We start from the raw sequence: 25,841 nt of genomic DNA on the forward strand, positions 1-25,841 counted from the left end.
CTGCCAGGTTGTGGCCCGCGCGTACTTGCGCACGGTGCGCCGGTTCAGTCCGAGCTCGCGGGCGATGGAGTGATAGCTGCGGCCGTGGGCGGTGTCGGTCACCGCGTGCACCGCTTCGAACAGCCGCTTCGCGTGCCGTCGAGCGGGCGTATCGGCCGCTTTTGGATCCCTCGCCTCCGCAGACTCAAGGATGACGGGTTCGGGTGTCGCGGTGGATAGGCAGCCCCGGTGCGCGGTGGCGATCTCCTGCACCCGCCTGGACAGCCCCTGTCACAAATGAAAGCGGTCGCTGACCTACAGCGCGTGCGGTGCGCCGGTGGTGATGCCCTGACGGTAGGAAGGCGAGCCATCCCGGCAGACGACCTCCACTTCGGGGTGCGCGCCGAGCCAGCGGGCGAGCGTCTCGGCGTCGCGGCCCTCCCACAGAGTGAGCGGGAGCCGGGTGCCGACGTCGACCAGGAGGGTCCCGTAGGTGCCCGCGTACAGGGCGAAGTCGTCCACGCCCAGCACCCGCGGTGTGACCGCGGGCGGTAGCGGCACTCTCATCAGGTGAAACAGCACGCTCGTGCGCGACAGTGCCGTGTTCAGGATGCGCAGCAGCCGCGCGCCACCACGGCCGGCCAGGAGAATGCCGAGAGTCTCCACCAAGTGCTGCAGCAGCGGAGTGCGGCGTTGGTAGCGCACCGTCAGTCCGTCGACCTGCTCGGCAAAGGTGACCTTCGTGCAGGCCGGGTTCTCGCAGTACAGGCGCCGTACGCTCAAGCCGATGCGGACAGGCCGGCCGCCGAGAGCGGTATCGGCGAGGTGGCGCACATAGCGGCTGTGGACCCAGTCGCTCATGACACCGCAGCCCGTGCAGCATGCGGACACAGCGTCGTGAGTGCGGGTTTGGATGGCCACGGTGGGGCCCGTGGTGTCGACCGAGACGACGGTCACCGACGTCAAGTGCGGTAATAGTTTGAACAGTTCGTTGTCACACAAGCAGAGCATGCCCGCTGGCCTACATCCCGACAGCCCGAGCTCCGCACTGATCTTCGGCTACGAAATTCTTGCCGGAGCCACTTCACGTGTACGCCGACAGGCGGCGGTGGCAGCCCAGCGGGTGGGCCGGATCGTAGACCGGCCGCACCGGCAGCAGGGTCGCGAATTGGTCCCAAAGCGGTTCGGTTAGCCATGAGGGAAGCGCAGGCACAGGTCTCCCAGTGATCACAGAGTGCCATCACTGCAGTTCCATGAGGATGTCGGCGCGGGCGTAGTAGTCGGCCACGGGGAGACGGTCGCGGGTGATCCTGACGAACCCCGCGTCCTCGTAGAGGTGAAGGGCGGGGGCCAGCTTGCTGTTGGTGCCGAGGAACAGCCGGGCCCCACCGAGTGCCCGGGCGCGGTCGATCGCTGCGGCTATGAGTCGGCGGCCGATGCCGCGTCCTTGCGCGGCGGGAGCCACGGCCATCTTCGCCAGCTCGAACACGGCGTCCGGATAGGCCAGAAGTGCGACGCACCCAACTACAGTGCCGCTGCCCGACTCGCGCGCCATGAGCACGTCGCCGCCCGGGCCCACGATGCGGCCGAACGGATCTCCGAGAACGGCCCGGTCCTCTTTTTGCAGGGTGAACAGGCGCGAGATCCACTCCTCGTTCAGCGCGTAGAACGCGTCGGCGTCACTCTGTGAGCCGATCGAGGAGACCATGGTCGGGGCAGAGGTGTGCGGCATGAGAAGGGTTCCCTTTCCGGTGTGGCTTCCCGTAGCCTCCGGCTTCACTCACCCATATGTCCAATACACACCTTGACCTCTATCAATAAGCTCGAACTATGGATCAGCGAATCGAGCTCCGTCATCTGCGGTACTTTCTGGCTGTGGCTGAGGAACTGCACTTCGGCCGCGCCGCCCAGCGGCTGCACATCGCCCAGCCCGCCCTGTCCCAGCAGATCAGGCAGCTTGAGAAGATCGTCGGCGTTGAGCTGTTCCGGCGGACCTCTCGAAGTGTCCGCCTCACAGAGGCGGGAGCGGCGTTCCAGCCAAGGGCCCGGAACCTTCTGGACCGTCTGGCGTCCGACCTCGACGAGGCCGGGCGTGTCGGCCGAGGTGAGGCCGGCCGTCTGGATGTCGCCTTCATCACCTCCGCCACCGCGATCGTCAGCGAACACCTCCGTGCATTCTCCTGCCGCCGCCCGGACGTCCAGGTGAAACTTCACGACGGTTTCACCACCGACGTCCTGGCGGCTCTGGAGCGGGGTACGGCCGACGTCGGGATCGTGCGGGACGCCGAGGAGCGCGACGACATCGACCTTTCCCTGCTGGCATCGGAACGGTTCGTCGCCGTCATCCCCACAGAGCACCCCGCCGCAAGGGGTGACCGTGTAGAAGCAAGGGCGCTGGCCGCTGACCCGCTGATCCTGTTCCCGCGTTCAGCAGGAACTCACGCGTTCGACATGAACACGCAGCCGTTGCGGAACGCCGGCATCGACGTCCAGGTCGCGCAGGAGTGCTCGAACTGGCACACCATCATCATGTTCGTCGCGGCCGGCCTCGGCGTCAGCATCGCCCCCTACAGCGTCACGACGCTGCTCCCCGCAGGCGCCCGCAGGCTCGAACTCGACGGGCCTCCCACAGTGAGCCGGATCTTCATGGCCACCCGCCGAGGAGACGACCGTCCTCTCCTGCGCGCCTTCATCGCAGCATCTGAGTCCATGACAGTCCATGACCACGACCGGACGATGAGCGTGCGCTGACTTGCGGAGCGAGCACCTCCAAGCAAGGGCGACTCGAAGGCGTACCGTGCGCAGCCTCATCCGCCGGGCCTGGAGCACCCACCGCTGCAACAACAGCCCAAGCCGACGACCCCGAAACCGCCCCTATCCGCGCAGCCTCTAAATAACCGGCGAGGCGTTCGAGCATCTCGTCTGCTGTCTTGGTCCAGCTGTAGGGCTTGGGATCGGTGTTCCATGCGGCGATCCAGGTGCGGATGTCCTTCTCAAGGGCCTGGACGCTCTTGTGGGCCCCTCGCCGTATCTGTTTGTTCGTCAGTTCTGCGAACCACCGCTCCACGAGGTTGAGCCAGGACGAGCCGGTAGGCGTGAAGTGCAGATGGAATCGACGGTGGGCGATCAGCCAGGTCTTGACGGCCGGCGTCTTGTGGGTGGCGTAGTTGTCGAGGATCAGATGCACCTGCAGATCTGCCGGGATCTCCTGGTCCAACTTGATCAGGAACTTCTTGAACTCCTCGGCCCGGTGCCGGCGGTGCAGGGATCCGATCACTTTCCCGGTGGCGACCTCGAGTGCCGCGAACAGGGTGGTAGTGCCGGCACGGACATAGTCGTGGGTGACCCGCTGAGGAACCCCGGGCATCATCGGCAGCACCGGCTGAGAGCGGTCCAGGGCCTGGATCTGCGTCTTCTCGTCCATACAGAACACCAGCGCCCTCTCGGGCGGGTCCATATACAGGCCCACGACGTCGTGCACCTTGTCCACGAAGTACGGGTCCGTCGACAGCTTGAAGGTTTCCGAGCGGTGGGGCTGCAGGCCGAAGGCTCGCCAGATCCGCGACACGGTCGACTGGGAGAGGCCCAGCTCTCTCGCCATCGCTCGCGTCGACCAGTGCGTGGCGTTCCTCGGTGTCGACTCCAGCGTCCGCTTCACCACTGCGGCAACCTGCTCGTCGCTCACCGAGCGGGGGCCGCCGGATCTGGGCAGGTCACCCAGACCGGCGATGCGATGCTCGTTGAAACGCGCCCGCCAGCGGCCCACCGACTGCCCCGTCATGCCCACCAGGGCACCAACATCCTTGTTCGACATGCCGTCCGCGCAGGCCAGGATAATCCGGCACCGCACCGCCCATGACTGAGGAGTCGAGCGACGCCTCACCCACCCCTCAAGCGCCGCCCGCTCATCCACCGACAGCACCAACTCGGCCTTCGGCCGCCCCGTACGAGCCATACCGCAAGCCTACATATATAGAAGGAACTCTTGACTCAGAAGACTAGCCGTGTTCTTCGCTCAGGCCAGCGGTGCCCACCAGGGCCAGATCGTCGGCCGTCATCCGGGCCGCTCGACGCCGTAGAACTCCAGCGCGTTCGTCCACAACGCCCGTGTCGCGTCCTTTTCTCCGAGGGTCTCGACCACGAGGTCGATGTCGATGGGCCGGAAGGGGCGATCGGCGCGTGTGGAGGGCAGGTCGGTGCCGAACATCAGGGCGTGAGGGTTGGCCTGGTTGATCCGGCGCATCGCCTCGGCGGGGTCGTGGGCGATGCGCCCGAATCCGGTTGCCTTCACTCGGGCGCCCTGTTCGACGAGTCGGAGGAGGGTGTCGAAGCCGTCGTCGGCCATGCCGAGGTGATCGATGCTGAACTTCGGCAGGGCCGTCAGGCGGTCTTCGAGGTCCGGGAGGTCGCGGGAGTGCACGTAGAACTCGGTGTGCCAGCCGGCGACGTCGTAGGCGCGTCGGGCCAGTTCTTCGAGTTCCTCGAGCTTGGCGCTCCCGCCGCGGAAGAGGTTGAACCGGATGGCTCGAACGCCCTTGTCGCGGAGGCCGGTGAGTTCGGCATCGGTGACAGTTGACGGGAGTTGGGTGACGCCCACGTAGGACGGGCCGAGCCGCTTGAGGGCGTCTATCAGGTATCCCTGGTCGAAGGCCTGGAATGAGCCGGAGACCACGGCTCCGGCGCGGACGCCCAGGTTCGCCACGCTCTCCTGGTAAGTCTCCGCCGGGAACGGGTCGGGCGCGAAACCACGGTTCGGGACCAGCGGATGCTGCGGATCGATGATGTGCAGATGGGCGTCGAAGATCGGCTGATCTGGCATTCGGCCGACGGTAACCACCAAGCCTCCTCGTCGTACTGACCGGGACGGAACTGGTCGCTCCGTGTTTAACGGTAGCAGTGGTGATCATCGCGGAAGCGAGTGACGCACCCGCCAGGAGCGGTGTGTGGAGCGCTGAGGAGGTCCGTCTGATCGGGCCCGCACCGGCACCAGTCACGGAGCGACTGATGGGGGCGCCCTGGGATACGGACGAAAACTCGTTTCCGATCCGCATCGCGGTCCGCCTCGGAGAAGAGGTCCTGTACCTGGGCACCGCCCAGGTGAGCCAGGCCGCCGCATCCGACGGCGTTCTCACCAACTGTGAACTGCGCTGCGCCTTGAAGCCCACTTGAGCAGGGAACTCCTCAACCGAGTGCGCCCACCACTTCCGTCCGTGGACTTGCCGGGCCTGGAGTGGCTCAGGCATGTGAACGGTGACCGTGCGGCAGCGCTGGAACAGTTCGTCACCGGCTGGTACCCCGCCGCAGGCGCCACCAAATCACTTTCCACCTCCTCTTCGTCACGCTTGCCTGGTGGACTGGAGCAGTTGTACCGGCTCGCGGAGCAGCGGCCGGGTGCCCTCGGAACCCAGAACAGCATCCTGCCCGAGCCAGACCTGCACACCGACCATCTCGGGGAGATGCTCGTCTTCGGCGTCGAGAACCAGGGAGGCTTCTTCTGGTCACTCCTATGGACACTTGACGGACTTGAGGCCGATCCGACTGTCTGGTTCCGTGAACTCGACGAGGAGCCGATCGCCGAACAGGAACAGCTCAGCGGCTTCCTGATCCAGTTCTCCCTCTTCGAGGCTTCCATGGGCGCCGACTACCTGGCCCTGCCCCGCAGACTCACGGCACCACAGGTCGAGCAACTCACCCAAGCACTGCACCTTGTGCCCTTGCGTCCCTTCTGGCCCTGGGCACCCACCCACTTCTACGTAGCCCCCGGCCTCGTCATGTATGTCAGCAACGAGGGCGGCGAAGAATTCGATGTCTGGGCCGGCGCCACCCACCGAAGCGCCCTGGACCCGCTGACCGACCTCCCTGTCGACTGGACCCGCTTCGATGGCTGACCGTCACAAGAGGGTGTGTCAACTTAACGGCCCTGTCTCACATTCGGTGGTGACGGAGGGTGTCGCTATCCGAGGAGGATGCGGTGGCGGAGGAGGGTGAAGCCTGCTCGTCCGTGCATCTGGCGGGCGATCCGCTTGGTCTTGGTGTTGACGCCCTCGGTGGGGCCGTTGCTGTAGCGGAGTGTGAACGCGGCGATCACGGCGTCGAGGTCTCGCTCCAGCCCTCGAGTGAAGGCTTGCAGGTGCGGCAGATCGGCAGCGCGGACCTGGGTGATCCAGAGCTCGAGCGCGTCGGCATTGTCTGGGTGAGGCTTCAGGAGCTGGGCGAAGTCCCTGATACGGACGGCGAGTTGGGCCATCTCAGGGCAGGCTGCGATGAGCCGGTCCAGTAGGTTCTGATGTTCGGCCTTGAGGTTGTCGGGCATGGTGAGGAGCACGCGGGCGAGTCTGCGCGGGGAGATGTGGCTGCGGTCGGCGTCCGCGCGGCCCAGGTTGATGTACTTGTGCAGGAGGTTGAGGCAGCCGGTGAACCCTTGGTCTTTGATCTCTTCGAAGAGGTGCTTGACCGGGACGGCGGGGTCTTCGGTCCGGCGTTTGCGCAGGTGTTCACGGTAGGGATCGACAAGGCTCGCGCGGTATTGGGGACGCGGAGCATCCGCTCGGGCCGATCGGCGCGGGCGTAGCGTTTGACGGTGTTCAGGGCCAGTTGCAGACGGCGGGCGCATTCAAGCAGGCCCGCGCCCTGGTCGAGCAGGTCGTGGATCTGGTGCCAGCGTTCCAGGGTGGTCTGTGCACGGGGGCCGGCGTAGAGGGGCGCGTCCAGGACGGTGGCCCAGCAGGTGGGCCTTGACCCGGAATCTTGGACACGGGCTATGCGGCTTGGGCCAGGGTAGTTGATGTTGTGTCGAGTGCTGTCTCGTAGGCGATGGGACTGCGTTGTCCGAGGCGGGAGTAACGGCGTCGGGTGTTGTAGCGGTTGAGCCAGCGGAACGCGTCGAGGCGGGCCTCAGGGCTGGTATTCGCGTCCGGCCGCAGCCAGTTGCTCACATCGACCGCCAGGACCAGCCGCCCTTCCGTCGTCCGGGGATGTGGCAGTCCTGCCAGAGCCCTGCGCAGCCGGGACGGATCCAGACGGCCACGGTTCAACCCGCCGTACAACGCACCATGCCCACGCTGATGCTCAGGCGCCAAGGACAGCTCGACCAGCGTCCTCACCGGGCCGTCGGAACACAACAAGGCGTCACTCAGCTCGAACAAGGCGTCGGGGCGCTGGGTCAGGCAGGCATAGAACTCCGTCCGGAAGCACGCGAGTTCAGCAAACGCATCTCGCGGGACATCCCGCTGCAGCAGACTCATCGCGACGGCCTTCGTGCTGGTCAAGTGCCTCTGTGACGGAGCACAGGATCGAACGAAGGCCGTTCTCACGTCAGGCACTCAGCCGAAAACGTCATCAAGTTCGAGGCCACGTTCGACTACAGACGATAAGCGCCAAGCTTAGAGGTCGATGACGACCTTGCCCTTCACGCGCCGGCCGGCCTGGAGCTCGACCGCGCGGCGGATCTCCTCGATCGCGAAACTCGCCTCGATAGGCACGCGGAGTCGACCCGCCGCAACCAGGCGCGCGATCTCTTCCAGGGTGCCGGGAGCCGCGTTCGCGCCGTTGGCCGCCGTCACGCCGTCGATCTGTGCTGCGATGGTGCAGATCCGCTTGTCCGGGACGCCGAGTTCCCGTGCGACGTGCACGGTCTCCTCTCCGTGCAGGTCCATGGCGGCGGTGACGCCGTCGGGAGCGAGGGCACGGACCCGGTCGGCCAGGCCGTCGCCGTAGACGACCGGTTCGGCTCCGAGTTCGCGCAGGTAGTCGGCCGAGGACGGCGATCCCGTCCCGATCACGCGCGCTCCGGCGATCCGGGCGAGCTGGACGGCGAACACTCCGACCCCGCCTCCGGCGCCGCCGATCAGCACGGTGTCGTCCGGACCGGGGTTGATCGCGGCGAGGGCGGCGGATGCCGTGCGGCCCGCGATCGTGAGGGTGGCGGCGATGCGGTCGTCGACGCCGTCGGGCGTGTGGTGGGCCTCGTTCGCCGCGGTGTCCCCGGATGGGTCGACCACCACGAAGTCGGCGACCGCGCGGGACAGGGCGCCCCCGAACGCCCGGTCGCCGGACGTGAAGCCGCTCACCCCGTCGCCGACCTGGTCGACCACTCCCGCGTAGTCGGTCCCGAAGCCGACCGGCAGGGTCAGGCCGAACCGGGCGGCGGTGTCCGCGTCGGCGGTCATGAACCAGTCCATCGGATTCAGACCGGCCGCGGTGACCCGCACACGGACCTGTCCCGGGCCGGCCTGCGGTGCGGGAACCTCGCGGACGTCCAGGACGTCGGGGCCGCCGAATGTATCGAGCTGGACCGCCCTGCTGCGACCCGTCGGCGTCTGATTGCTCTGTTCCTGCATGTTCCTCTGTCTCCTTGGACCTGCGTACGCAGTGGACGCGTGGACGCACTGAAACGGACTATGCTCCGTTTACATGGACGACCGTAACACAAGCGGAGCGCGTTCCGTTTCGGCTGACGCGGAGACACGCGCGCCACGGGCGGACGCGGCCCGCAATCGTGACCAGCTGCTCGCGGTGGCGACTCGCGTGTTCGCCTCGGCGGACGCCGAGCCGTCGATGCGCGCGATCGCCCGCGAGGCCGGGGTCGGCATCGCCACGCTCTACCGGCACTTCCCGACCCGCGAATCACTGGTCGACGCGGTCTACCGAGACCAGGTCGTGCGGCTGACAACCGGCGCCCACGAGCTGCTCGGTCGGCTGGCCCCGGCTGCGGCAATGCGGCGCTGGATGGACTTGTTCGGGGACTGGATCGCGGCCAAGAACGGCATGCTCGACACGCTGCTCGCGATGATCGAGTCGGGTGAGATCGCCCATGCGCAGACTCGGACCGAGCTCCTGACGGCCATCACCAGGATGCTCGACGCCGGCCGCGAGGCGGGCGACCTCCGCTCCGACGTCACCGCCGAAGACATCGCCGCCGCCCTCATTGGCATCTTCACCGTGGCCCCCCGACCCGAGCGCGAAGCTCAGGCCGGCCGCCTGCTGAACCTCCTGATGGACGGCCTCCGGGCCACGGACCGGCCAGCCTGAGCCCGGATCGAGGCCGACGCATCTGGGCTCTGCCCGACTGGCACCAGGCGGCTGCTGACCGCCGATTACTGCTGGTCGTCGGTGAACTGCGTGACTCCGCACGGGTGATCGTGGGGACGGTACGGCCGCGGGGACGGCTCCCGGTGCCGGTGCCACGGGCGGACGACCCGGCCCGCGAGCTCTACCCGCTCGGCCACGGGCTGACGTAACCCGGGCGTCTCGTGCGTCAACCCGTGGGTTGACGCCAGGTATCAAACCAGGAGTCAACCTGCGGGCCGAAGCCGTGCGGCGCCGCGGGCGGCAAGCTCTTCCCCATGACGACGACTGACTACCTCATCTCCGCCGCCCTGATCCTTCTGGTGATTCCGCAGATGCGCGGCGGCCGTCTGACGCCCCGCACGCTCCTGCTGCCGCTGGTGTCCATCAGCGCCGCGGCCGCGCACTACCTGCATTCCTTCCCGACCGAGGGCCACGACGTCCAGCTGGACCTCTTCGGCGTCACGATGGGCATAGTGCTCGGACTGGCCAGTGGACTGGCCACCCGCGTCAGCCTGACCGAGGACGGCGCCGCGTACTCCAAAGCCGGGTGGCTGGCCGCCCTTCTGTGGGTGCTGGGCATGGGCGCGCGCTCGGCCTTCGTGTACTGGGCCGAGCACAGCGGCGCTCACACCATTGCGCAGTTCAGCCGCGACAACCTGATCACCGGCACCGCCGCCTGGACCGCCGCGCTGCTGCTGATGGCCGTCACTCAGGTGGTATGCCGCCTGGTGGTAGTGCGCGTCCGGGCCTACCGGCTTACCTCCCCCCTTGTCACCCCCGCCGTGGCCTGAAGCGTGGCACCCAGCAGACCGCCCCTCGCAACACACTCCGCCCTGGCCCGGTTCCGCGTTCGCGGGCCCGGGCCGGGCTTTGCGATCAGCGGCGCAGCGTGCATCTATTCTTCAGAAGTGACGGACACACTTCAGCCGACGGGCCCGGTCAGTCCACGGCTGGCCGTGGCTCTTGCCAGTGCCCGGGAGCGACGCGAAGGCAGGGGCCGGCGTATGCAGCCCGTGTTGTGGGGAGTCATGGCGGCCATCGCCGTCCAGTCCCTGCACGCTTCCCCCGCCCCCGGCTACAGAGGCAGGCACCTGGCAGTCACCCTGGTGCTCGTCGGCTGTCTGCTGCCCATGGCCGCGGTCGCGTCGAACCTGTGGCTCCTCACCGGTCGTCCTGCCCGCTGCCTGGTGTTCTGCGTGCTGGTGGACGGCTTCGGGTTTGCTCTGGGTATCTTGCAGCCCGGCTCGATGTCCACCCTGCCACCGTCCGTCGTGGTCCTGATGGCCTTCCTCATCCTGGAGCGACGGGCGGCCACTGTGCTCGCGGTCGTCGTCATGGGCTGTCTGACCGGCGCGGCGGCCGCCGGGTTGGACGGCGGTACCGACAACTTCCTGCATCAGGTCCTGTTCGGCGTCCTCCTGGCCGTCGTGGGCATCGTGGTGCGGCAGTCGATCATCAACGAGGTGGCCGTCACCGTGCTGCTGGCCCAGCTCGAGGACGCCCGGGAGGCGGAGACCGAGGCGGCGGCGCTGGCCGAACGCACCCGTATCGCCCAGGATCTGCACGACGTGCTCGCCCATACCCTGTCCGGACTGGCCGTGCAGATACAGGCCGCCCGGCGGATGGCCCGGCGCGACCAGGCGAGCGGGGATCTGCGGGGGCTGCTGGACCGGGCCGGTGAGCTGGTCAAGGAGGGTGTGGCCGATGCGCGCCGGGCTGTGCGGGCGCTGCGCGGCGAGCGCGTGCCCTCTCTCGAGCGGCTGCCCGAACTGGTCGAACGCTATCGGGTGGACCTGGAGCTCGACGTGACGCTGTCCGTGATCGGGCCGCACCGGGAGCTGCAGCCCGACGTTGCTGAAGCCCTGTACCGCGGTGTGCAGGAGGCGTTGACCAATACGGTCCGCTACGCACGCGACGCACAGGCCACGGTGACGCTCGTCTATGAGCCCAGGGCCACAATCCTGACCGTCGAAGACCGCCGCACCGGGCCGGGACCGGTCCGGGCGGCACTGTCCGAAGGCTCCGGCCTGGGGCTGACCGGCATGCGCGAACGCGTGACCGGGGTCGGCGGCACCCTGCACGCGGGGCCGACAGCGCATGGATGGGAAGTACGGATGGAGATACCCGCGTGACGGAGCACGGCGAGACGGCATCTGACGGCGAGAAGATCAAAGTACTGGTCGCGGACGATCAGCAGATCGTACGCAAGGGCCTGGTCTTGCTGATCGACATGCTGGACGGCATCGAGGTGGTCGGCGCAGCCCGTGACGGTGCGGAAGCGGTGCTGCTCGCCGGACAACTGGCCCCGGACGTAGTACTGATGGACCTGAACATGCCGGTCCTCAACGGTGTCGCGGCCACTGCGACACTGCGTGAGCAGGTACCCGGCTGCAAGGTACTCGTGCTGACCACCTACGCCGACGACGACTCCGTCTTCCCGGCACTGCAGGCGGGAGCGCGGGGCTATCTCACCAAGGACGCCGACGACGACGCGATCGAGGACGCCATCAGCAGCGTCCACGATGGCCGTATCTGGCTCGATCCTGAGGTACAGGCCCGCCTGGTCGCGGCCGTGCAGACCAGCGAGGTCGTACCGCCCGCCACGCAGCGAAAACAGGCCCACACGCCGCAAACTCCCGCACTTTCCGACGTTCTGACCCCGCGCGAGACCCAGGTACTCACCCTCATCGCCCGGGGCCTGTCCAACGCGGAGATCTGTGCCCGGCTCGTCGTCAGCCCGGCCACGGTGAAGACGCACATCAACCGCATCTTCACCAAGATCGGCGCAGCCGACCGTGGCCAGGCCGTCGGCTACGCCTATCGCAACAACTTGGTCGAGCCCTGGGACTAAAGACGCCACGACGGACGGCGGCGGGCAATGGCCCGCCGCTGTCCCAGTTCGGCGAAGTGGCAAGGGCTCTTCGTCATCAAAGGGACGCTCGGTCAGGGAGAGCAGGCGCACGGAGCAGCCGGTGTCCCGTTTCATTCGATCTTGCCGTCAGGTGACGGACTGATCCGTGCCCGTCATCATCGGATTACGGCTCCCTCTCTCGAATGGGTTGCTGAGGCTGGACAGGGTCGGCAATGTCGACGTCCTCGTGGATCGATGCGGCGCCCCGCGGGCTTGTGTGACTTCTCGCGGCGCGTTGTTCGCCGAGGGCTCCGGCGAGGTGTGCGCGCAGTTGCCGGTTTTCGTCGGTGAGACGCTGGATGCGTTCGTTGGCGGCTTCCAGGCGCCGCCGCAGTGAGGCGTCGGAGGCCCTTTGACGTGCAGGGACGTGGGATGTCGGTGCTCGGCGTTGTACTGCCCGCAGCTGCTCGATCTCGGCTCGCAGGTCGGGTTGCGCGTAGAGCCAGGAACGGGAAACGCCTGCCCGTTTTGCGACGGTCTCGAAGGTGACCGGTTCGCCCGCGGCGTCGAGAGCGCGGAGTGCCTGGACGGCCTTGGAGCGGGTGTATTCGCTGCGTTGTCGGGCCGCATCGACGATGTGCCGACTGTTGTCAGCTCGCATCAGCGGTCGCCTCCGGCAGATCGGGGTCGGATTCCAGGGTGGTGATGATCTGCTCCAGGTTGCCCAGGACCTGTCGGTTCATCTCCACCACCCGCGTTTGCCCGCGGGCCTCGGCGGCAGTAACGATCTGCAGCAGCTGCTGCCGTTGCTCGCGGTGCTGCGGCAGGAACTCGGGGGTGGTGACGAACATCGGGCAGGTCAGGCAGGCTTCTCTGAACTTACTGCCGAGCCGTACTCGTGGTCACGATGTCACTACCAGGGTCGCATCCTCCAATCGGCGGGCCTTCCCGCAGACCTGGCAGCGCAGGAGTTCATGAATGACCTGGTCAGTCCTGTCGTCCCGCCAGGCGGCGAAATAGTAGTACGTCGCGCTCTTCGGTGGCAGGTCGTTGGGGAGGTAGGCCCACTGGCAGCCGGTCCGGCTCGGGTAGAGGATCGTGTTCACGATCTCCCGCATCGCATAGGCGCCCTTAGTAGGGTCGGGGACTGGCGCGGTGGCTTCCGCTCCGTTTCCAGCCCCCGCCGCTTCAAACCGTGCGTGCGGTTCTCCCGCACACGGCTTTCCGACATCGTTCACCGACTGGCATGCGCCGTCGCCCTGTGCACGTTTCCGGTGAGGCCGTAGACCCCGAGCCGGGAGATCCATCCGTAGGTGGGGTGTGACCGAGATACGCGCCAAAGGGGCAACGAGATGATCTTGAGTCCCTAGGCCGTCTGCTCGTCGTGCTCGCGCAGCATCCGCATCACGGTCGCCGGTGACGGATGCTGACCCTTCTTCTTGCCGGTGGTGATGACGAGCCGCTTGGCGATGTCGCGCAGGCTCATCTCCTGCTCTCGCAGGTGCAGAGCCATGGACAGCATGGACTCGTCTGCGACGCTGGCGCCGCCGATGGTCTTGCCGCGCTTCCGCGCGCTCTCGTGGCCTTCCAGGGTGCGGTCGCGGATGTACTCGCGCTCCATACCGGACATGGCCGCCAGCACGGTGAAAACGATGCCGGACGGGTCGTGCGAGCCCTTCAGTTCCCCGGTGAGGAACTCCAGGCCGACGTCGCTGGCCTTCAGTTCCTCGGCGAGCATGGCGAGTTCGATGCCACGGCCGAGCCGTTTGTGTTCGTGGACGACGATGGTGACGCGCACGCAGGAGGAGCGGATCTCCCCGGCGAGTTTGACCGCGGCCTCCAGCTCGGGGCGCTTGGTGGCGCGGGTGGAGATCTTCTCCGAGAAGATGCGGGTTACCCCGGCTTCGGCGAGGGAGTCGAGCTGTGCGTCCAGGGACTGCCGTGCGGTCGAGGCGCGGGCGTACCCGAGGGGTACGTGTCCGACCGGCTCGGCGCCGGCGCCCGGGGGCCGGGGCAGCTCGGTCCAGACCGAGCCCGGCTTGCGTACGGCGGGGGTCGGCACGCTGAGCGCCTTGGCGAGTTGGGGCACGAGGCGGAAGCGGGCGGTGTGGTATTGGATGGCCACCTTGCCCTTGCCGGTGCGACACGGCGAGCCCGCCGGGGCGGCGCAGGTGGACATCGGGCAGGCGTGCGATTCCACGCGCTTGAAGTCGTCGCTCACGCCCCAAACCGTTTCATGAGGGTGTTTCAGGCGTCCAGCCGTTTGCAACAACTCATGAAACATGATCGCCGCAGGTGGACCTTCGGGCGGCGGGGTGTTTCATGAGCGCCACCTATGAAACAACCTCAGTGTCCGCGTTGTCGCCTCTTCGAGTCGGCGGACGTCCTCGCCGCCCGCCTACGACACCGATTCGCGCCTGTGACCTACCTGGCCGCTGGCGTGTGGCACGTTTCGCTCGCATTCCGGTCCCACCCCCACTGCGGTGAGCTCCCGATCGAACGGTGAGTGGGTCCTCGTCATCGGTGGTTCCTCGGTTTCAGGGGCAGCGGTGGCGCCGCCCTCGCGTTGTGGACCGTGATTCGGTGTATCAGTTCGTGTCGGAGAGGGGGTCGATGATGGTGTCGGCGACCCGGCGTGCGACCTCGGCCGGGTAGGGCGCGTCGAGTCCGAGGACGATGTGGCTGAACCCGCCGTCGAGTGCCGCGCGGACGACGTGGCGGGTGTCCTGGGGTCGGTCGTAGGAGGCGGGCAGGATGATGGACCGGGTGATCTCGGCGGGGTTGCGGCCGACCTCGGCGCACAGCCGGTCCAGCGTCGCGCTGCGGGCGATCGCCTGCTCGATGCTGCCCCCGGGCATGTTCCAGCGGTCGGCGTGCTCGGCCACCACGCGCAGCGTCGGGGTGGCCTGGCCGCCGATCAGGATCGGCGGGTGGGGTTGCTGGACGGGTTTGGGGCTGCAGAACGCGCCGGTCAGCTGGTGGTAGTCGCCCTGGAAGTCGAACGGTGCGGTTTCGGTCCATAGTCTGCGGGTGATCGTGCACGCCTCGGCGAGGCTTTTGACCGCGTGGGCGGCGTCGTGGAAGGGAAGGCCGTGAGCTGCGTACTCACGCCGGGCCAGTGGCACGTCGGGCCGCGAGCCTGCGCCGATGCCGAACTCGAGCCGGCCGCCGGAGATGACATCGACAGTGGCGGCGATCTTGGCCAGCATGGCCGGTGGGCGGAACCTGTTGCTGGTGACCATCACCCCGAGCCGCAACCGCTCGGTTTGGGCTGCGAGGGCGGACAGCAGTGTCCAGCCCTCGAAGGTGGGTCCGTTCGGGTCGCCGCCGAGCGGCATGAGGTGGTCGAACAGCCAGGCGTGCTCGATCTGCGGGATGCCGTCCGCCTCACGCCAGACCCGCAGGACGTCGTCGTAGGCGACCTGCGCTGGGGCGGTCATGATTCCGAAACTGGGCCTGCGGGCCGGTGCGAGGGGGTTGGTCACTTTGAGTCGATCCTCCCCAGCGCGTCGACGGCCGCGGCCAGGGACCGGCGGGCGGTAGGCCACGCGTCGTTGTCGAGGCCCAGCGCGGTACGCAGATACGCCAGGGTGACGTGCTGGACGACCGCGACACGCTCGGGGCTTTCGTCGGTGGTCCGCGTGTCGTTGGAACCCAGGATGCCGCCGAGTACGTGTTCCGCGCCGAACAGGGTCAGCAGATCGGTGGCGCCCGAGCTGAGGCGATAGCCGTCGGTGAACCAGTCCGGACCGCGCACCGTCAGCGGGGACTGGTCATGGTCGCCGGCGACCATGAGGCTCGGCGTCTTCAGCTCGGCGAAATCAGGGCTCATGAACGGGAAGTACTGGACGGCGAGCGGGCTTAGGTCGGCGCCGCCGGTACCGGGCAGGCACAGCAGTACCGCCGCCTTCACACGCGAGTCGCTCACGCTCTCACCGGGAGTGCCGTCGGCGTCGACGACCCGTGCGCCCGCGAGCATGCTGGCGGTCTGTGCGCCCCACGAGTGTCCGGCGACCGCGATGCGGTCGTGGTCGATGCGGCCGGCCAGCCCGGGCACGCCGGCTTCGATGGTGCCGAGCTGGTCGAGGATCCTGGTCAGGTCGGCGGTGCGGATACGCCAGATGAGCGGGGTGCGCGGGTCGTCGGGGAGCAGGCCCAGCGAGTCGAGATGGGTGGGCTGGATGACGACGAACCCGCGGGCGGCCCAGAAGCCGACCAGCGGTGCGTATTCGTCCATGGTCACGGCCATGCCGTGCGAGAAGACGACGACGGGCAGGTTGTGGCCGGTCGTCGGTGCTGTGACCCGTACCTGCAGGTCCTGGCCGCGGTCCGGGGCGGCCAGTGCGATCGGCCTGACAGATATGACTGGGGTGGTGGAGTCGTTGCCGCCGTCGGCGGACGTGGTGTCGCTCATGAGGTGAATGTCTTTCTCGGAGGGGCCAAGTGGCCCGTGCTGCGCGGCGTCTGGCATGATTGAAATACGGAGCCCCGCTCCGCATTACGATACGGAACGTTGCTCCGTTTTGCAAGTAGGAGGTGCTCACGATGTCCACGCCCAACACGCCGCCACCCCCTGCCGGCCGCAAGCGATCCGACGTCCGCCGAAACGAGCAGATACTGCTGGACGCCGCGGCGGCCGTATTCGTCCGTGCGGGAGTCGACGCTCCCGTGCGGGAGATCGCCGCCGAATCGGGCCTCGGCATGGGCACCATCTACCGCCACTTCCCCACCCGGGCGGAACTGGTGGTCGCCGTCTTCAGACACCAGGTCGACGCGCTCTCCACTGCCGCGCACACGCCGCCCGCCGCCGATACGCCGTACGAGGTCCTGCGGCTTTGGGTGCACCAATTCGCCGATTTCCTGGTCACCAAGCACGGCCTCGCCGAGGCACTGCACTCGGACCAAGCCGGATTCGAGAGCCTGCACAACGAGTTCGTCGAACGCCTGCTGCCCGTGCTCGACCAGCTGCTGAAAGCGTCCGCCGCCGCCGGCTCCACACACGCGGGCATCCGCGCCTACGACTTCATGCTCGCCATCGGTAACCTGTGCATCGGAGTCGAAACCTTCCCCGACTACCAGGCCCGCCGCATGATCGACCTGCTGCTCGCCGGCCTGGCACAGACCGCCCCGGCACCGACAGACGGCGAGTCGAAATAGCGCCAGCGCTCTCGCACGCCCGTGCCAGGACCCCTAAGCCGGTCGCGGGCGGGGCCCCCGGCACCGGAGTGGGAGCTGCTCGACGGACCGTGCGCGGCGACAGGCCCCGGAGGCACTGAAGACCGAACTGCTCGGTGGCTCCGGCGAAGTCCTTCGGCAAGTCGGGCAGTCAGGCGGCCTGACCGAGGCCGGCGGTGGTGAGGTCCTGCTCACGCAGCGGGGTGAAGTCGATGTCGAGCGTCGGGTCGTACGCCTCGGGCTGGATGCCGACTTCGTGAGTGCTGTACTCACCGAACCGGTTGATGTGCTCGGTCAGATACGGCGAGATGTGCGCCAGGTCCTGCGGATCAATCTCCCACCCCTCCTCCAGCAGCTGCCGCACGATCTCCGCGATGTCCAGGGCATTGTGGAAGATCACCGCGTTCGTGAGCAGGGCGTTGAACTTCATCGCCTTCTCCTGCTCGATGGGATCGTTGTCAGCGATGACGCCACGGTTTCCGAAGCCGATCCACTGCGAGAACCGGTTGAACGACTCCACCTTGTTCGTCGCCGCCGTCACCCGCCGGCGCAGCGGCGCGTCGGAGAGGTAGCGCAGCAGCTGCACGGTGCGGATCACGCGGCCGACCTCGCGGAAGGCGGCATAGGTGGCGTTCTTCCGCGACCCGGAGCGCAGGCGCTTGAGCAGCGTGGAGGAGGAGATGGCGCCCTCGCGTACGGAGACGGCCACGCGCATCAGGTTGCGGAACTGGGACTCGATCAGGTCGAAGTCGATGATGTTCTTGCCCGGCTCGCCGAACAGGGGGTGGATGTGCACGTACTCGGATCTCTTGGAGGGCCGGTAGAAGGTCAGTTCCTTCCAGTTCCTGATCCTGGGCATCAAATCGAAGCCCAGCAGGTGAGCGAGCGCAAAGACAGGGAAGCTCTGGCCCTGGGTATCCGCGTGCACGGTGGTCGGCTGCACCTCGCTCGTGTTCTTCAGCAGGCCCTCGATGATGTAGACGGCCTCCCACACCCCGCACGGGATGAAGTGCGTGAACAGCGCGATGTAGATGTCGGAGATGTGGTGGTAGGCGATGCCGCCCGGCTTGCCGTACCTGACGCTCGTCTCGGAGAGCAGGTTGTCCAGATAGGTGTCCATGTGGGTGCCGTCCGCCGCAACGGCGGTCCCGTCGCCCCACGCCTGCGAGATGTCCAGCCGTGCGTGCGCGTTGACCAGGTCGGCGACCGCATCGTTCAGCAGCACGATCGAGAAGTGCCGGTTGGCGACGTACGACAGCTCGTGCCCGCTTACGCCGGGGATGTGCCGGGCAGCTTCGTAGGAGCCCATGTTGGTGCCCTTGACGAACGTGACGATCACGTACCGGCCCAAGCGGTCGGTGAGCTTGGGCTCGTTCCCGGAGGGCGGGCCGAAACGGCGCCACCACTCCACCCAGTACGCAGTCCGTGCCACGATCCCCATCAGGGACCGCTCCGGCATCCTCGCCTTGATCTCCTGCTCCAGCCGCTTCGCCGAGGGCCGCTGACCGTCAGCTCGGTGCGCCTTGAGCGACGGGATGCCCGTCTCCGGATTGATGACCAGGCCCTCATTGTCCGGGTACCCGGCGTCTGCCGCCGCGGCGGCGTTCCGCAGCTTGTCCTCCAGCTGCCGGCGGAAGAACTTCGCGTCGAACTCCGCGGTCTCGCCCTCCTCGCACAGGCCGACCTCCACCAGGTAGGACCCTAGAGTCGCCTGGACGGCCTCCCAGGTCAGCAGTTGCTCGGACCAGTCGGCGTACTCCTCCGAGCCGACTACGGCTACGTCGCCGGTACGCAACTCCTCCGCGAGAGCGGTGAACACCATCGCCTCGAAGTGCTTGCGGACGAACTGCCCGGTCCGGGTCTTGTCGACCACAGCCTTGCGCCAGTTCTGGGTGGCGAAGGAGATGCCGACCTCCTTGCCCTTCTCGTTGAAGGCGGTGATGTACTCGCCGCGGGCACTGTGGTGCCGCTGGGCGTGCGCGAGTGCGTCCAACACGCGGCTGTCCTCGCTGGTCGCGGTGAACTCCAGCTTGTCGGCCAGGTCGAACATCACCGCCCGGTCCCGGCCGATCTGCCCGTACAGCAGCACTTCCCAGAAGTTGCCGTGATGGGCGGAGACCTTCTCGATCTGCTCGTACTGCTTGGCGAACCCGCCGAAGCCCTCCACCGCCTGCGTGACCGCGCCGAGACCGCCGGCCTGCAACACCTGGGCCTTCACCAGGGCGATCACGGCCGGGGAGACCCTGCCCTCCAGCCGCCGCGCGACCTCGTCGGCCGACGCCTCCTCGTCCAGGTCCTGAAGGGCCTGGCGGGCCTCGGCGGTCATAGCTGCGGCCTTCTCCAACGCATCCTGGGCCGGGCCGCCCGCGTCGATGTGCTTGAGCACCGTGCGGTAGTTCCCGATCAGGGCCTCGACGATCTCCCGCTCGGCGAGCCGGATCTCTTCCAGTTCCACCCTGGCCTTCTTGATCTTCGTGGCCACCCGCTTGCAGAACATCGTCGCGAGGTCGTCCCGCACCCGCATCCGCGCCTTGTGCGTCAGGGCCGCGACCAGCGCGATGCGCTTGACGGGGACGAAGTCCCGCAGCTCCGAGGCATCCGCCGCGTCCGCCTCACCGGCGAAGTCGGTGATCTTCCCTGCGGCGACACGGTCCATCCACACACAGGTGTCGCCGAGATCGTCCAACCATTCCAGACGCTTGGTCAGGTTCTTGAAGTGCGACCAGGTCGGGCCCTGCGCGGGCTTTTTCAGCCGGTTGAACAGCGTCGTCCCGTCGCTGTCGCGCTCCTCCAGCAGCCGCAGCAGCCCCGCCCGCTGAGCGGCGCTCATGCGGTCGTGGATGCCCGCGCGGATCGAGGCGTTCACCTCGGTGCGGATCTTCGAGGCCATCTTGTCGAAGGTGGAGAACCCGGGTAGCTCCAGCCCGGCCTCCACCACCTTCTCCAGCGCGATGTTGATGAGGTCCGCCGGGCGGTTCTTCGCCGCGGCCTCCTTGCGGATCGACTGCTCGGCGATCCCAGGGGCCTTGGCCTGGTCGTACTTCACGCCGACCTGCTTACGGACCAAGCCCCGGTGATGCTTGGCCGTCCTCTCCGCCCGGTACACCGGCAGCGTGCCCTCCGGGGGCTCTACCTGACGTCGCACGAAGTCCACCACCATCTCGGGGATGTCCTCCACCGCCGGGAAACACCCCATGCGCTGGTACGACTTCAGCATCAGCAGCAGGGCCACCAGATGCTCATCGCAGTCCGTGGCATCGGCCGCCCACTCCAGCTCATTGCGAGTCGGCGAGAAGAACAGATGCAGCTCGTGCGCGGTGATCAGCCGCTTGAACCGCGGATACGCGGTCCGCTCGATCGAAGTCACAACCCACCCCAGGCCCGGACGACAACAACATCACCAACGAAACTGAGCCGAACGGGTGACGGGCCAGACCTTCAGGGATTCAAGATCATCCCTTTGCCCCTTTGGCGCGCATCTCGGTCACACCCCGTGACCTGCGAGCGGCTCACCTCGTCGGGCAACGTGGCGTGCACCCAGCGGCGGAATGAGGAGATCGACACCTTCAGTTTGTGCTCGTCCCGCAACCTCTGGTGGATCGTGGAGACCGTTACAGTCCCGAGCAAGTCCTTGATGTAGTGCCGGTGTTGGTCGATGTCGGACCAGGTGACCTGCCGCAGTCTCCTGTCGACGAGACCGGGAAACCATCCCTTGATCAGCCCGGCCCAGTCGGCCTCGGTCATCGGCGGCCCGCCCGGAGTGATCCCGGACGCCTCCGCCGGCGCCAGGTACTTCCTGACTGTCTTGCGGTCCACCCCCAGCGACGCGGCCAGCGCGCTCATCGAGCGGCCCGCGTACCAGTGGACATAGATCTCGGTGATGTCGACCACGACGAACGTTCTCCTTGCCATCCGGGCTGCCCATCGGCGTTCGGGACCCACCGGTCGAAGGCCATCCGCAGCTCCGTGATGACCAGGTCCCTCAATCCCGAACTCCGCCGCACCCATGGCCAACCAGGAGGATTCAGAACAGAGACTACATACATTCCAAACCGCCCCATCTGCTGAAAATCTGCTGCCTGCGACGCCATCCTGTGGAGACCAGCCACTCCAAAGAGTCCGATGCAAATATTTCATTGCAAGAATTTCTTTGCATTGCTATTCGTGAGCATGAACGAGCCCCAGGACCCGCACGTCCGCAATCTCGATGCCCGATCCCTGCGCGGGCTCGCACACCCACTGCGCATGCAAGTGCTGGACGCCCTGCGCTTCAGCGGCCCCGCCACCGCGTCCCAACTCGCCGAAACGCTGGGCGAGTCAAGCGGCGCGACCAGCTACCACCTGCGGCAGCTCGCCATTCACGGCTTCATCGAGGACGCCCCCGAGCACGGCAAGGGCCGGGAGCGGTGGTGGCAGGCAGCCCACCAGGGCCTGCGCTTCGACGACACACTGCTCACGGACACCAGCCCGGACGTGCGCGGGGCTGCCGACATGTATCTCCAAGAGGTCGCCACCACCCAGACCCGGGACCTGTCGACCTGGCTCGGCAACCGCCAGGCATGGCCGGAGGAATGGAACCGCACCTGGGACATGAGCAGCGCGACACTACGGCTGACACTCGAGCTCACCCAAGAGCTCGTCGAGAAGATGCACGCCCTCGTCGACACCTACCGCGACCGGGCCGCCGACGAGGACGACGCCAACACCGCCCAGGTGCGCATCCACACCCACGCGTTTCCCCTCACCACGGAGTGACCCAAAGAGATAGGGGCACCCCCCGGCCGGACCAGCTCGCCCAGGCCGCCTGAACAGCAACGGCCTCACGGGCGGCCGTCGCCCGAGAAGATCTCGACCATCACGCAGGCTGCGTGCCCGTGCTGATCTGCTGGGTGAGCTTGAGCATTTCTTCGATGTGGTACATCTCGCTGATCTTGCCGTCGACAATGCGCACGATGTTCTGGCCCTGGAAATCGACCGGGTTGCCGATGGCGGCGAACCCGAACGCGTCTCCGGTGTGGGTCGCGGTCAGCTGCCACTGGAGGACGACCCAGCCGCCAGGCAGCTCCTCCTGGAACAGGATCCGGATCTGCCTGTTGGTGAATCCGTCACGGGTCGCGGCGACCAGCGCACGTATGCCGTCGACGCCCGAGACGGCATCGAAAGCGGGGTTGTGATCGATCAGATCAGGGGCGAACACCTCATCCGCCCCGGCGACGTCCCCGGCGACGTACAGCTCCAGCTCGCGCGCGGCGACCCGCAACGCGGTGGTCGTGGCCGAGCGCACCATCTCGCTTGCGGTGTTGGCCGTAGTGATCGCGGGCATGTCGTCCTCCATGTTGTGTGGTGCGGGCTGACCACGAAACGCGTAGGTCATGGACCTATTAGTGCACACACCGCACTGGTTACATCAACTGCACTAATGGCATAAACTCGAACCATGACTGCTGACCGTCTTCCGGAGTGCGGCGTCCCCCGGTTCATCACCCTGCTCGACGGGCCGTGGGCCACCCTTATCGTGCGCGAACTCCTGCGCGGACCCCACCGCTTCACAGAGTTGCGCGACGCCCTGCCCGGCATCAGCCCGCACACCCTGACCAGCCGGCTGCGCCGGTTCGAGCGACATGGCATCGTCCTGCGCACCGCCTATTCGGAGATTCCCCCACGGGTCGAGTACCGGCTCACTCCCCTCGGTGAAGGACTGCGCGCTGTCCTCGACACCATGGCCACCTGGGCCCTGACAGTCCCCGACGGCGAGCCAGCAACCACCGAGTGACCGTAGAAGTCGACTGACAGGCGGTTACTCAGCGTCGCCGCATCATCAGCCGGGGCTTAACTGATCGTTTCAGAATGAGATCGGTGTGGTCGCTTGGCAGTTGGGTGTTGGGTCGGCAGGATCTGGTGGGTGTCTGCTGATCTTGTGCCTGATGACGTGTGGGAACGCATAGCCCCGCTGCTGCCGGTTCGTCCGCCTCGACGGCACCGGTATCCCGGGCGGCTGCCGGCCGATGACCGTGCCACTTTGCGGGGCATCGTCTACGTGCTGCGCAAGAGTGTGAGCTGGCGGGACGTTCCCGCAGAACTGGTGGGCTGCAGCGGGGTGACCGCCTGGCGGCGTCTACGGGACTGGACCGAGGCCGGAGTATGGCCCCGCCTGCATGAGGTTCTCCTGGCGGAACTACGCAAAGAGGGCTTGCTGGAGATGGGCGACGCCTCGATCGACGGCTCGCACGTCAGGGCCCTTAAAGGGGGGCTCACACCGGACCTTCGCCGGTCGACCGGGCCCGGCCCGGCAGCAAGCACCACCTGATCGTCGACCGGCACGGAACTCCGCTCGCCGTCTCTCTGACCAGCGGAAACCGTCACGATGTCACTCAGCTCATGCCTTTACTGGACGCCATACCCCGCATCCGTGGGCTGTGGGGCCGGCCACGCCATCGGCCACGGCGACTGTTCGCCGATCGCGGGTACGACTACGACAAGTACCGGCGTCTCGTCCGCGCACGTGGGATCACACCCAAGATTGCCCGCCGCGGCACCCCGCACGGCTCGGGGCTGGGCAAAACACGCTGGGTCGTCGAGCGGACCTTCGCCTGGCTCCACCAGTTCAAACGACTGCGCATCCGCTACGAGATACGAGCCGACCTCCACCTCGGACTACTCCAACTCGCCTGCAGCATCATCTGCTTGAGACGACTCCGAACCTCATTCTGAAACCATCAGTAAAGCGTGTCTGACAAATGATCTCTGAGAAGCTTCGTTGTCCGAGGCGAAGGAGGGGTCATGGGGATTGAGCTGGAACTGCACTCGGGGCGACCCACGCGAAAGGGTGCGTCCCGGGACACCCTGCTGCGGGGCTCTTACGAGCACGGTGAGGCGTTGGCGAGGGTGCTGAGCACCCTCGACCGGCATGGCTCGGGCAAGCTCGGCTGGGTGGATCCGTACGGCGACACGCTGTTCAACGAACAGGAAGCTCAAGTCGTCCGCCAGGAAGTCACCACCCTGACACGGGGGTGCACTGACGACCAGCAGAAAGCGGCCCTGGTCGACCTTGCCGAGCTTCTTGAAGCGTGTGCGGCAACGCCGGGCAGTTACTTGTGGTTCATGGGTGACTAGCCACACCTGATCATTGATCTTGTGGTTGGCCGGAGTGAATTGACGGATGCGGCGTGGGAGCGGATAGGCCCACTGCTGCCGCGTACTGATGGCCGTGGGCGGCCGTGGCGGGATCACCGCCAGGTGGTGAACGGCGTGCTCTGGCGGTTGCGGACCGGGGCACCCTGGCGTGACCTGCCCGAGCGTTATGGTCCCTGGCAGACCGTCTACGAACGTTTCGCCCGCTGGGAGGCAGACGGAACCTGGGCAAGGCTGCTGGAGTACGTGCAGGTCAAAGACGATGCGGTGGGCACGGTGGAGTGGACCGTGTCGGTGGACTCCACCATCAACCGTGCCCACCAGCACGCCGCCGGAGCTCGCAAAAGGGGGCACTGGCACAGGACGAACTGGAAGATCCGCCACATCCGACGCTTGGCCAGGCACTCGGCCGGTCCTGCGGCGGGCTGACCACCAAGGTCCACCTCGCAGCCGACGGCCGCGGCCTGCCTCTGGCCATCGTCGTCAACGTCAACGACTCAACGGTCTTCGACACGGTGCTGGAGGCGGTGCGAGTGCCCCGCCTGTCCGCAGGCCGACCCCGTCGCAGGCCCGAGACGGTCATCGCCGACAAGGCGTATTCGTCACGAGCCATCCGGACCGGCTTACGACGGCGCGGCATCCGAGCGTTCATCCCTGAACGGTGAACCTCGCACCGCCGAAGTTTACGGCGCCGCCCGAGAACGTCGCACGGTCCAAACGTACAGCGCCGCCGGAGAAGTCTGCGCGGAGGAAGGTCACTTCCCCGCCCGAGAACTGCGCGTCTTCGAAGTGCACGTCGCCGCCCCAGAACCTCGCGCCGAAGAAGTTCACGACGCCGGAGGGGAACTCCGCGTCGTCGAAGCGTACGGAGCCAGCAGAGAACTCCGCGTCGACGAAACTCACGGCGCCACCGCAGAACCTCGCGTCGACGAAACTTACGACGCCTCCCAAGAACTTCGCGCCGTCGAAGTGCACCAATCCTCCGGAGAACTCCGCGCCGTCGAAGTTCATGACGCCATCCGAGAACTCCGCGTCGTCGAAGCGCACGGAGCCGGCAGAGAACCTCGCGTCGCCGAAGTTCATGACGCCATCCGAGAACTCCGCGTTGACGAAGCGCACGGAGCCTCCGCAGAACCTCGTGTCAACAAAACTCACGGCGCCACCGGACAACCTCGCGCCGTCGAAGCGCACGGAGCCACCGGAGAACTCCGCGCCGTCGAAGCTCATGTGACCGTCGACGGTGACCCCGGTGAGGTCGAGGTTGCAGCCCTGCCATGAGCGGTGAGTGCCGGTGGGGATGCGGTAGTGGTCTCCGATGAGGCGCAGGATCGTGTGTCGGACCTCGCGCAGTGCGCGGTAACGGTTCCTCTTCTCCTGGTGGGCGTCGCGCTGTTCTTCGGGGGGCGGAGTCCCGTCGGGCAGGGTGGGTAGGTCGCCGGGGTCGGGGGCAAAGGGCAGTCGGAGGTAGGCGCACAGGACGTCGATGCAGGTCTGGCGCAGGTCGTCGTCGGGGGCGTCGTCGGCGAGGCCGGCGAGGGCGTGGACGCCGCCGAGCCGGACCGCGGGTGAGTCGGATCCGAGTTTGTCGACGGCTTGGGAGAAGCGTTCGGTGTGCAGGCGGGTGGCTTCTCGGTGG

24 protein-coding genes and 6 pseudogenes are annotated in these 25,841 nt (G+C 67.0%); 12 read left to right on the forward strand and 18 right to left on the reverse strand.

What is annotated here, in order from left to right; genetic code table 11:
* Nucleotides 1-294 precede the first annotated feature (294 nt).
* The 3 genes and pseudogenes from ACFWFI_RS21180 to ACFWFI_RS21190 all read right to left on the reverse strand — a co-directional run bounded on the left by ACFWFI_RS21180 (nucleotide 295) and on the right by ACFWFI_RS21190 (nucleotide 1,711).
* Nucleotides 295-840, reverse strand: coding sequence for a transposase (locus tag ACFWFI_RS21180; RefSeq protein WP_387392437.1), 546 nt, complete (start codon nucleotides 838-840; stop codon nucleotides 295-297).
* 244 nt (nucleotides 841-1,084) lie between these two features.
* Nucleotides 1,085-1,192 (reverse strand): annotated as a pseudogene (locus ACFWFI_RS21185) (IS5/IS1182 family transposase); the annotation flags it as partial.
* Nucleotides 1,193-1,219: 27 nt separating this feature from the next.
* Nucleotides 1,220-1,711: a GNAT family N-acetyltransferase gene (locus ACFWFI_RS21190; protein WP_387392440.1), complete on the reverse strand. Its 492-nt coding sequence runs from the start codon at nucleotides 1,709-1,711 to the stop codon at nucleotides 1,220-1,222.
* Nucleotides 1,712-1,809: 98 nt separating this feature from the next.
* On the opposite strand from ACFWFI_RS21190, the gene ACFWFI_RS21195 reads away from it, so the two are divergent.
* Nucleotides 1,810-2,730 (forward strand): LysR family transcriptional regulator, encoded by a 921-nt coding sequence (locus tag ACFWFI_RS21195; protein ID WP_387392443.1) that lies wholly within the window; start codon nucleotides 1,810-1,812, stop codon nucleotides 2,728-2,730.
* Between the two features lie 142 nt (nucleotides 2,731-2,872).
* On the opposite strand, the pseudogene ACFWFI_RS21200 reads toward ACFWFI_RS21195, so the two are convergent.
* Both ACFWFI_RS21200 and ACFWFI_RS21205 read right to left on the reverse strand, forming a co-directional pair.
* Nucleotides 2,873-3,934: pseudogene (locus tag ACFWFI_RS21200) on the reverse strand (IS630 family transposase); the annotation flags it as partial.
* A gap of 99 nt (nucleotides 3,935-4,033) precedes the next feature.
* Nucleotides 4,034-4,798, reverse strand: coding sequence for an amidohydrolase family protein (locus ACFWFI_RS21205; RefSeq protein ID WP_387392446.1), 765 nt, complete (start codon nucleotides 4,796-4,798; stop codon nucleotides 4,034-4,036).
* 391 nt (nucleotides 4,799-5,189) lie between these two features.
* Between ACFWFI_RS21205 and ACFWFI_RS21210 the strand changes: the two genes are divergently transcribed.
* A complete protein-coding gene (locus tag ACFWFI_RS21210) occupies nucleotides 5,190-5,867 on the forward strand; it encodes a hypothetical protein (protein WP_387392449.1) in 678 nt (225 codons plus the stop codon).
* Nucleotides 5,868-5,932: 65 nt separating this feature from the next.
* Here ACFWFI_RS21210 and ACFWFI_RS21215 read toward each other — a convergent pair.
* From ACFWFI_RS21215 to ACFWFI_RS21225, 3 genes and pseudogenes are all read right to left on the reverse strand, one after another.
* Nucleotides 5,933-6,708: pseudogene (locus ACFWFI_RS21215) on the reverse strand (transposase); the annotation flags it as partial.
* A gap of 164 nt (nucleotides 6,709-6,872) precedes the next feature.
* Nucleotides 6,873-7,223, reverse strand: a pseudogene (locus ACFWFI_RS21220) (transposase); the annotation flags it as partial.
* Nucleotides 7,224-7,361: 138 nt separating this feature from the next.
* On the reverse strand, nucleotides 7,362-8,318 hold the full coding sequence (locus ACFWFI_RS21225; RefSeq protein WP_387392452.1) for an NADP-dependent oxidoreductase: 957 nt from the start codon (nucleotides 8,316-8,318) through the stop codon (nucleotides 7,362-7,364).
* Between the two features lie 73 nt (nucleotides 8,319-8,391).
* Between ACFWFI_RS21225 and ACFWFI_RS21230 the strand changes: the two genes are divergently transcribed.
* From ACFWFI_RS21230 to ACFWFI_RS21245, 4 genes are all read left to right on the forward strand, one after another.
* Complete coding sequence (locus ACFWFI_RS21230) at nucleotides 8,392-9,009, forward strand: TetR/AcrR family transcriptional regulator (protein WP_387392454.1); 618 nt, start codon at nucleotides 8,392-8,394, stop codon at nucleotides 9,007-9,009.
* A 314-nt stretch (nucleotides 9,010-9,323) separates the two neighbouring features.
* A complete protein-coding gene (locus tag ACFWFI_RS21235) occupies nucleotides 9,324-9,839 on the forward strand; it encodes a hypothetical protein (protein WP_387392456.1) in 516 nt (171 codons plus the stop codon).
* A 213-nt stretch (nucleotides 9,840-10,052) separates the two neighbouring features.
* Nucleotides 10,053-11,180 carry a sensor histidine kinase gene (locus ACFWFI_RS21240; RefSeq protein WP_387392458.1) on the forward strand — a complete coding sequence of 376 codons (1,128 nt, stop codon included), beginning with the start codon at nucleotides 10,053-10,055 and terminating at the stop codon, nucleotides 11,178-11,180.
* Nucleotides 11,177-11,899 (forward strand): response regulator, encoded by a 723-nt coding sequence (locus ACFWFI_RS21245; protein ID WP_387392461.1) that lies wholly within the window; start codon nucleotides 11,177-11,179, stop codon nucleotides 11,897-11,899. The genes ACFWFI_RS21240 and ACFWFI_RS21245 overlap by 4 nt, the downstream gene beginning before the upstream one ends.
* 184 nt (nucleotides 11,900-12,083) lie before the next feature.
* On the opposite strand, the gene ACFWFI_RS21250 is transcribed toward ACFWFI_RS21245, so the two are convergent.
* The 6 genes and pseudogenes from ACFWFI_RS21250 to ACFWFI_RS21275 form a co-directional block, all read right to left on the reverse strand.
* Entirely contained in the window at nucleotides 12,084-12,560 is a 477-nt protein-coding gene (locus tag ACFWFI_RS21250; protein ID WP_387392464.1) for a DUF6262 family protein, read from the reverse strand.
* On the reverse strand, nucleotides 12,550-12,750 hold the full coding sequence (locus ACFWFI_RS21255; protein ID WP_387392466.1) for a hypothetical protein: 201 nt from the start codon (nucleotides 12,748-12,750) through the stop codon (nucleotides 12,550-12,552). Before ACFWFI_RS21255 ends, ACFWFI_RS21250 begins: the two co-directional genes overlap by 11 nt.
* Before the next feature lie 60 nt (nucleotides 12,751-12,810).
* Nucleotides 12,811-13,032, reverse strand: a pseudogene (locus tag ACFWFI_RS21260) (transposase); the annotation flags it as partial.
* 233 nt (nucleotides 13,033-13,265) lie between these two features.
* A complete protein-coding gene (locus ACFWFI_RS21265; RefSeq protein WP_387392469.1) occupies nucleotides 13,266-14,120 on the reverse strand; it encodes a recombinase family protein in 855 nt (284 codons plus the stop codon).
* Nucleotides 14,121-14,487: 367 nt separating this feature from the next.
* A complete protein-coding gene (locus ACFWFI_RS21270) occupies nucleotides 14,488-15,339 on the reverse strand; it encodes an LLM class flavin-dependent oxidoreductase (protein WP_387392472.1) in 852 nt (283 codons plus the stop codon).
* A gap of 41 nt (nucleotides 15,340-15,380) precedes the next feature.
* Complete coding sequence (locus ACFWFI_RS21275; protein ID WP_361458193.1) at nucleotides 15,381-16,313, reverse strand: alpha/beta hydrolase family protein; 933 nt, start codon at nucleotides 16,311-16,313, stop codon at nucleotides 15,381-15,383.
* A gap of 131 nt (nucleotides 16,314-16,444) precedes the next feature.
* Between ACFWFI_RS21275 and ACFWFI_RS21280 the strand changes: the two genes are divergently transcribed.
* The gene (locus ACFWFI_RS21280; protein ID WP_387392475.1) at nucleotides 16,445-17,056 is read left to right on the forward strand and encodes a TetR/AcrR family transcriptional regulator; all 612 of its coding nucleotides are present in this window, start codon (nucleotides 16,445-16,447) and stop codon (nucleotides 17,054-17,056) included.
* A gap of 169 nt (nucleotides 17,057-17,225) precedes the next feature.
* On the opposite strand, the gene ACFWFI_RS21285 is transcribed toward ACFWFI_RS21280, so the two are convergent.
* Both ACFWFI_RS21285 and ACFWFI_RS21290 read right to left on the reverse strand, forming a co-directional pair.
* On the reverse strand, nucleotides 17,226-20,441 hold the full coding sequence (locus ACFWFI_RS21285; RefSeq protein ID WP_387392477.1) for a Tn3 family transposase: 3,216 nt from the start codon (nucleotides 20,439-20,441) through the stop codon (nucleotides 17,226-17,228).
* A 71-nt stretch (nucleotides 20,442-20,512) separates the two neighbouring features.
* The gene (locus ACFWFI_RS21290) at nucleotides 20,513-20,965 is read right to left on the reverse strand and encodes a hypothetical protein (RefSeq protein WP_387392479.1); all 453 of its coding nucleotides are present in this window, start codon (nucleotides 20,963-20,965) and stop codon (nucleotides 20,513-20,515) included.
* 279 nt (nucleotides 20,966-21,244) lie between these two features.
* On the opposite strand from ACFWFI_RS21290, the gene ACFWFI_RS21295 reads away from it, so the two are divergent.
* Nucleotides 21,245-21,829 carry an ArsR/SmtB family transcription factor gene (locus ACFWFI_RS21295; RefSeq protein WP_387392481.1) on the forward strand — a complete coding sequence of 195 codons (585 nt, stop codon included), beginning with the start codon at nucleotides 21,245-21,247 and terminating at the stop codon, nucleotides 21,827-21,829.
* A gap of 100 nt (nucleotides 21,830-21,929) precedes the next feature.
* Here the strand turns inward: ACFWFI_RS21295 and ACFWFI_RS21300 are convergent, their stop codons facing one another.
* Nucleotides 21,930-22,397: an ester cyclase gene (locus tag ACFWFI_RS21300; RefSeq protein WP_387392484.1), complete on the reverse strand. Its 468-nt coding sequence runs from the start codon at nucleotides 22,395-22,397 to the stop codon at nucleotides 21,930-21,932.
* Between the two features lie 114 nt (nucleotides 22,398-22,511).
* Between ACFWFI_RS21300 and ACFWFI_RS21305 the strand changes: the two genes are divergently transcribed.
* From ACFWFI_RS21305 to ACFWFI_RS21320, 4 genes and pseudogenes are all read left to right on the forward strand, one after another.
* Complete coding sequence (locus ACFWFI_RS21305; protein WP_382890111.1) at nucleotides 22,512-22,847, forward strand: winged helix-turn-helix transcriptional regulator; 336 nt, start codon at nucleotides 22,512-22,514, stop codon at nucleotides 22,845-22,847.
* A gap of 129 nt (nucleotides 22,848-22,976) precedes the next feature.
* Nucleotides 22,977-23,785 (forward strand): IS5 family transposase gene (locus tag ACFWFI_RS21310; RefSeq protein ID WP_387392488.1). Its coding sequence is split into 2 segments (ribosomal slippage): nucleotides 22,977-23,316 and nucleotides 23,316-23,785, totalling 810 coding nucleotides; the frame shifts between segments, so codons are not numbered across the junction.
* Nucleotides 23,786-23,854: 69 nt separating this feature from the next.
* A complete protein-coding gene (locus ACFWFI_RS21315) occupies nucleotides 23,855-24,187 on the forward strand; it encodes a hypothetical protein (protein WP_387392489.1) in 333 nt (110 codons plus the stop codon).
* A 21-nt stretch (nucleotides 24,188-24,208) separates the two neighbouring features.
* Nucleotides 24,209-24,867, forward strand: a pseudogene (locus ACFWFI_RS21320) (IS5 family transposase); the annotation flags it as partial.
* Here the strand turns inward: ACFWFI_RS21320 and ACFWFI_RS21325 are convergent.
* Nucleotides 24,854-25,841 (reverse strand): pentapeptide repeat-containing protein (locus ACFWFI_RS21325; protein ID WP_387392491.1); only part of this gene is annotated, 988 nt, incomplete at its 5' end. The pseudogene ACFWFI_RS21320 and the gene ACFWFI_RS21325 sit on opposite strands and share 14 nt — an antisense overlap.

The organism is Streptomyces sp. NPDC060209 (assembly GCF_042728155.1).
Taxonomy (GTDB): Bacteria; Actinomycetota; Actinomycetes; order Streptomycetales; family Streptomycetaceae; genus Streptomyces.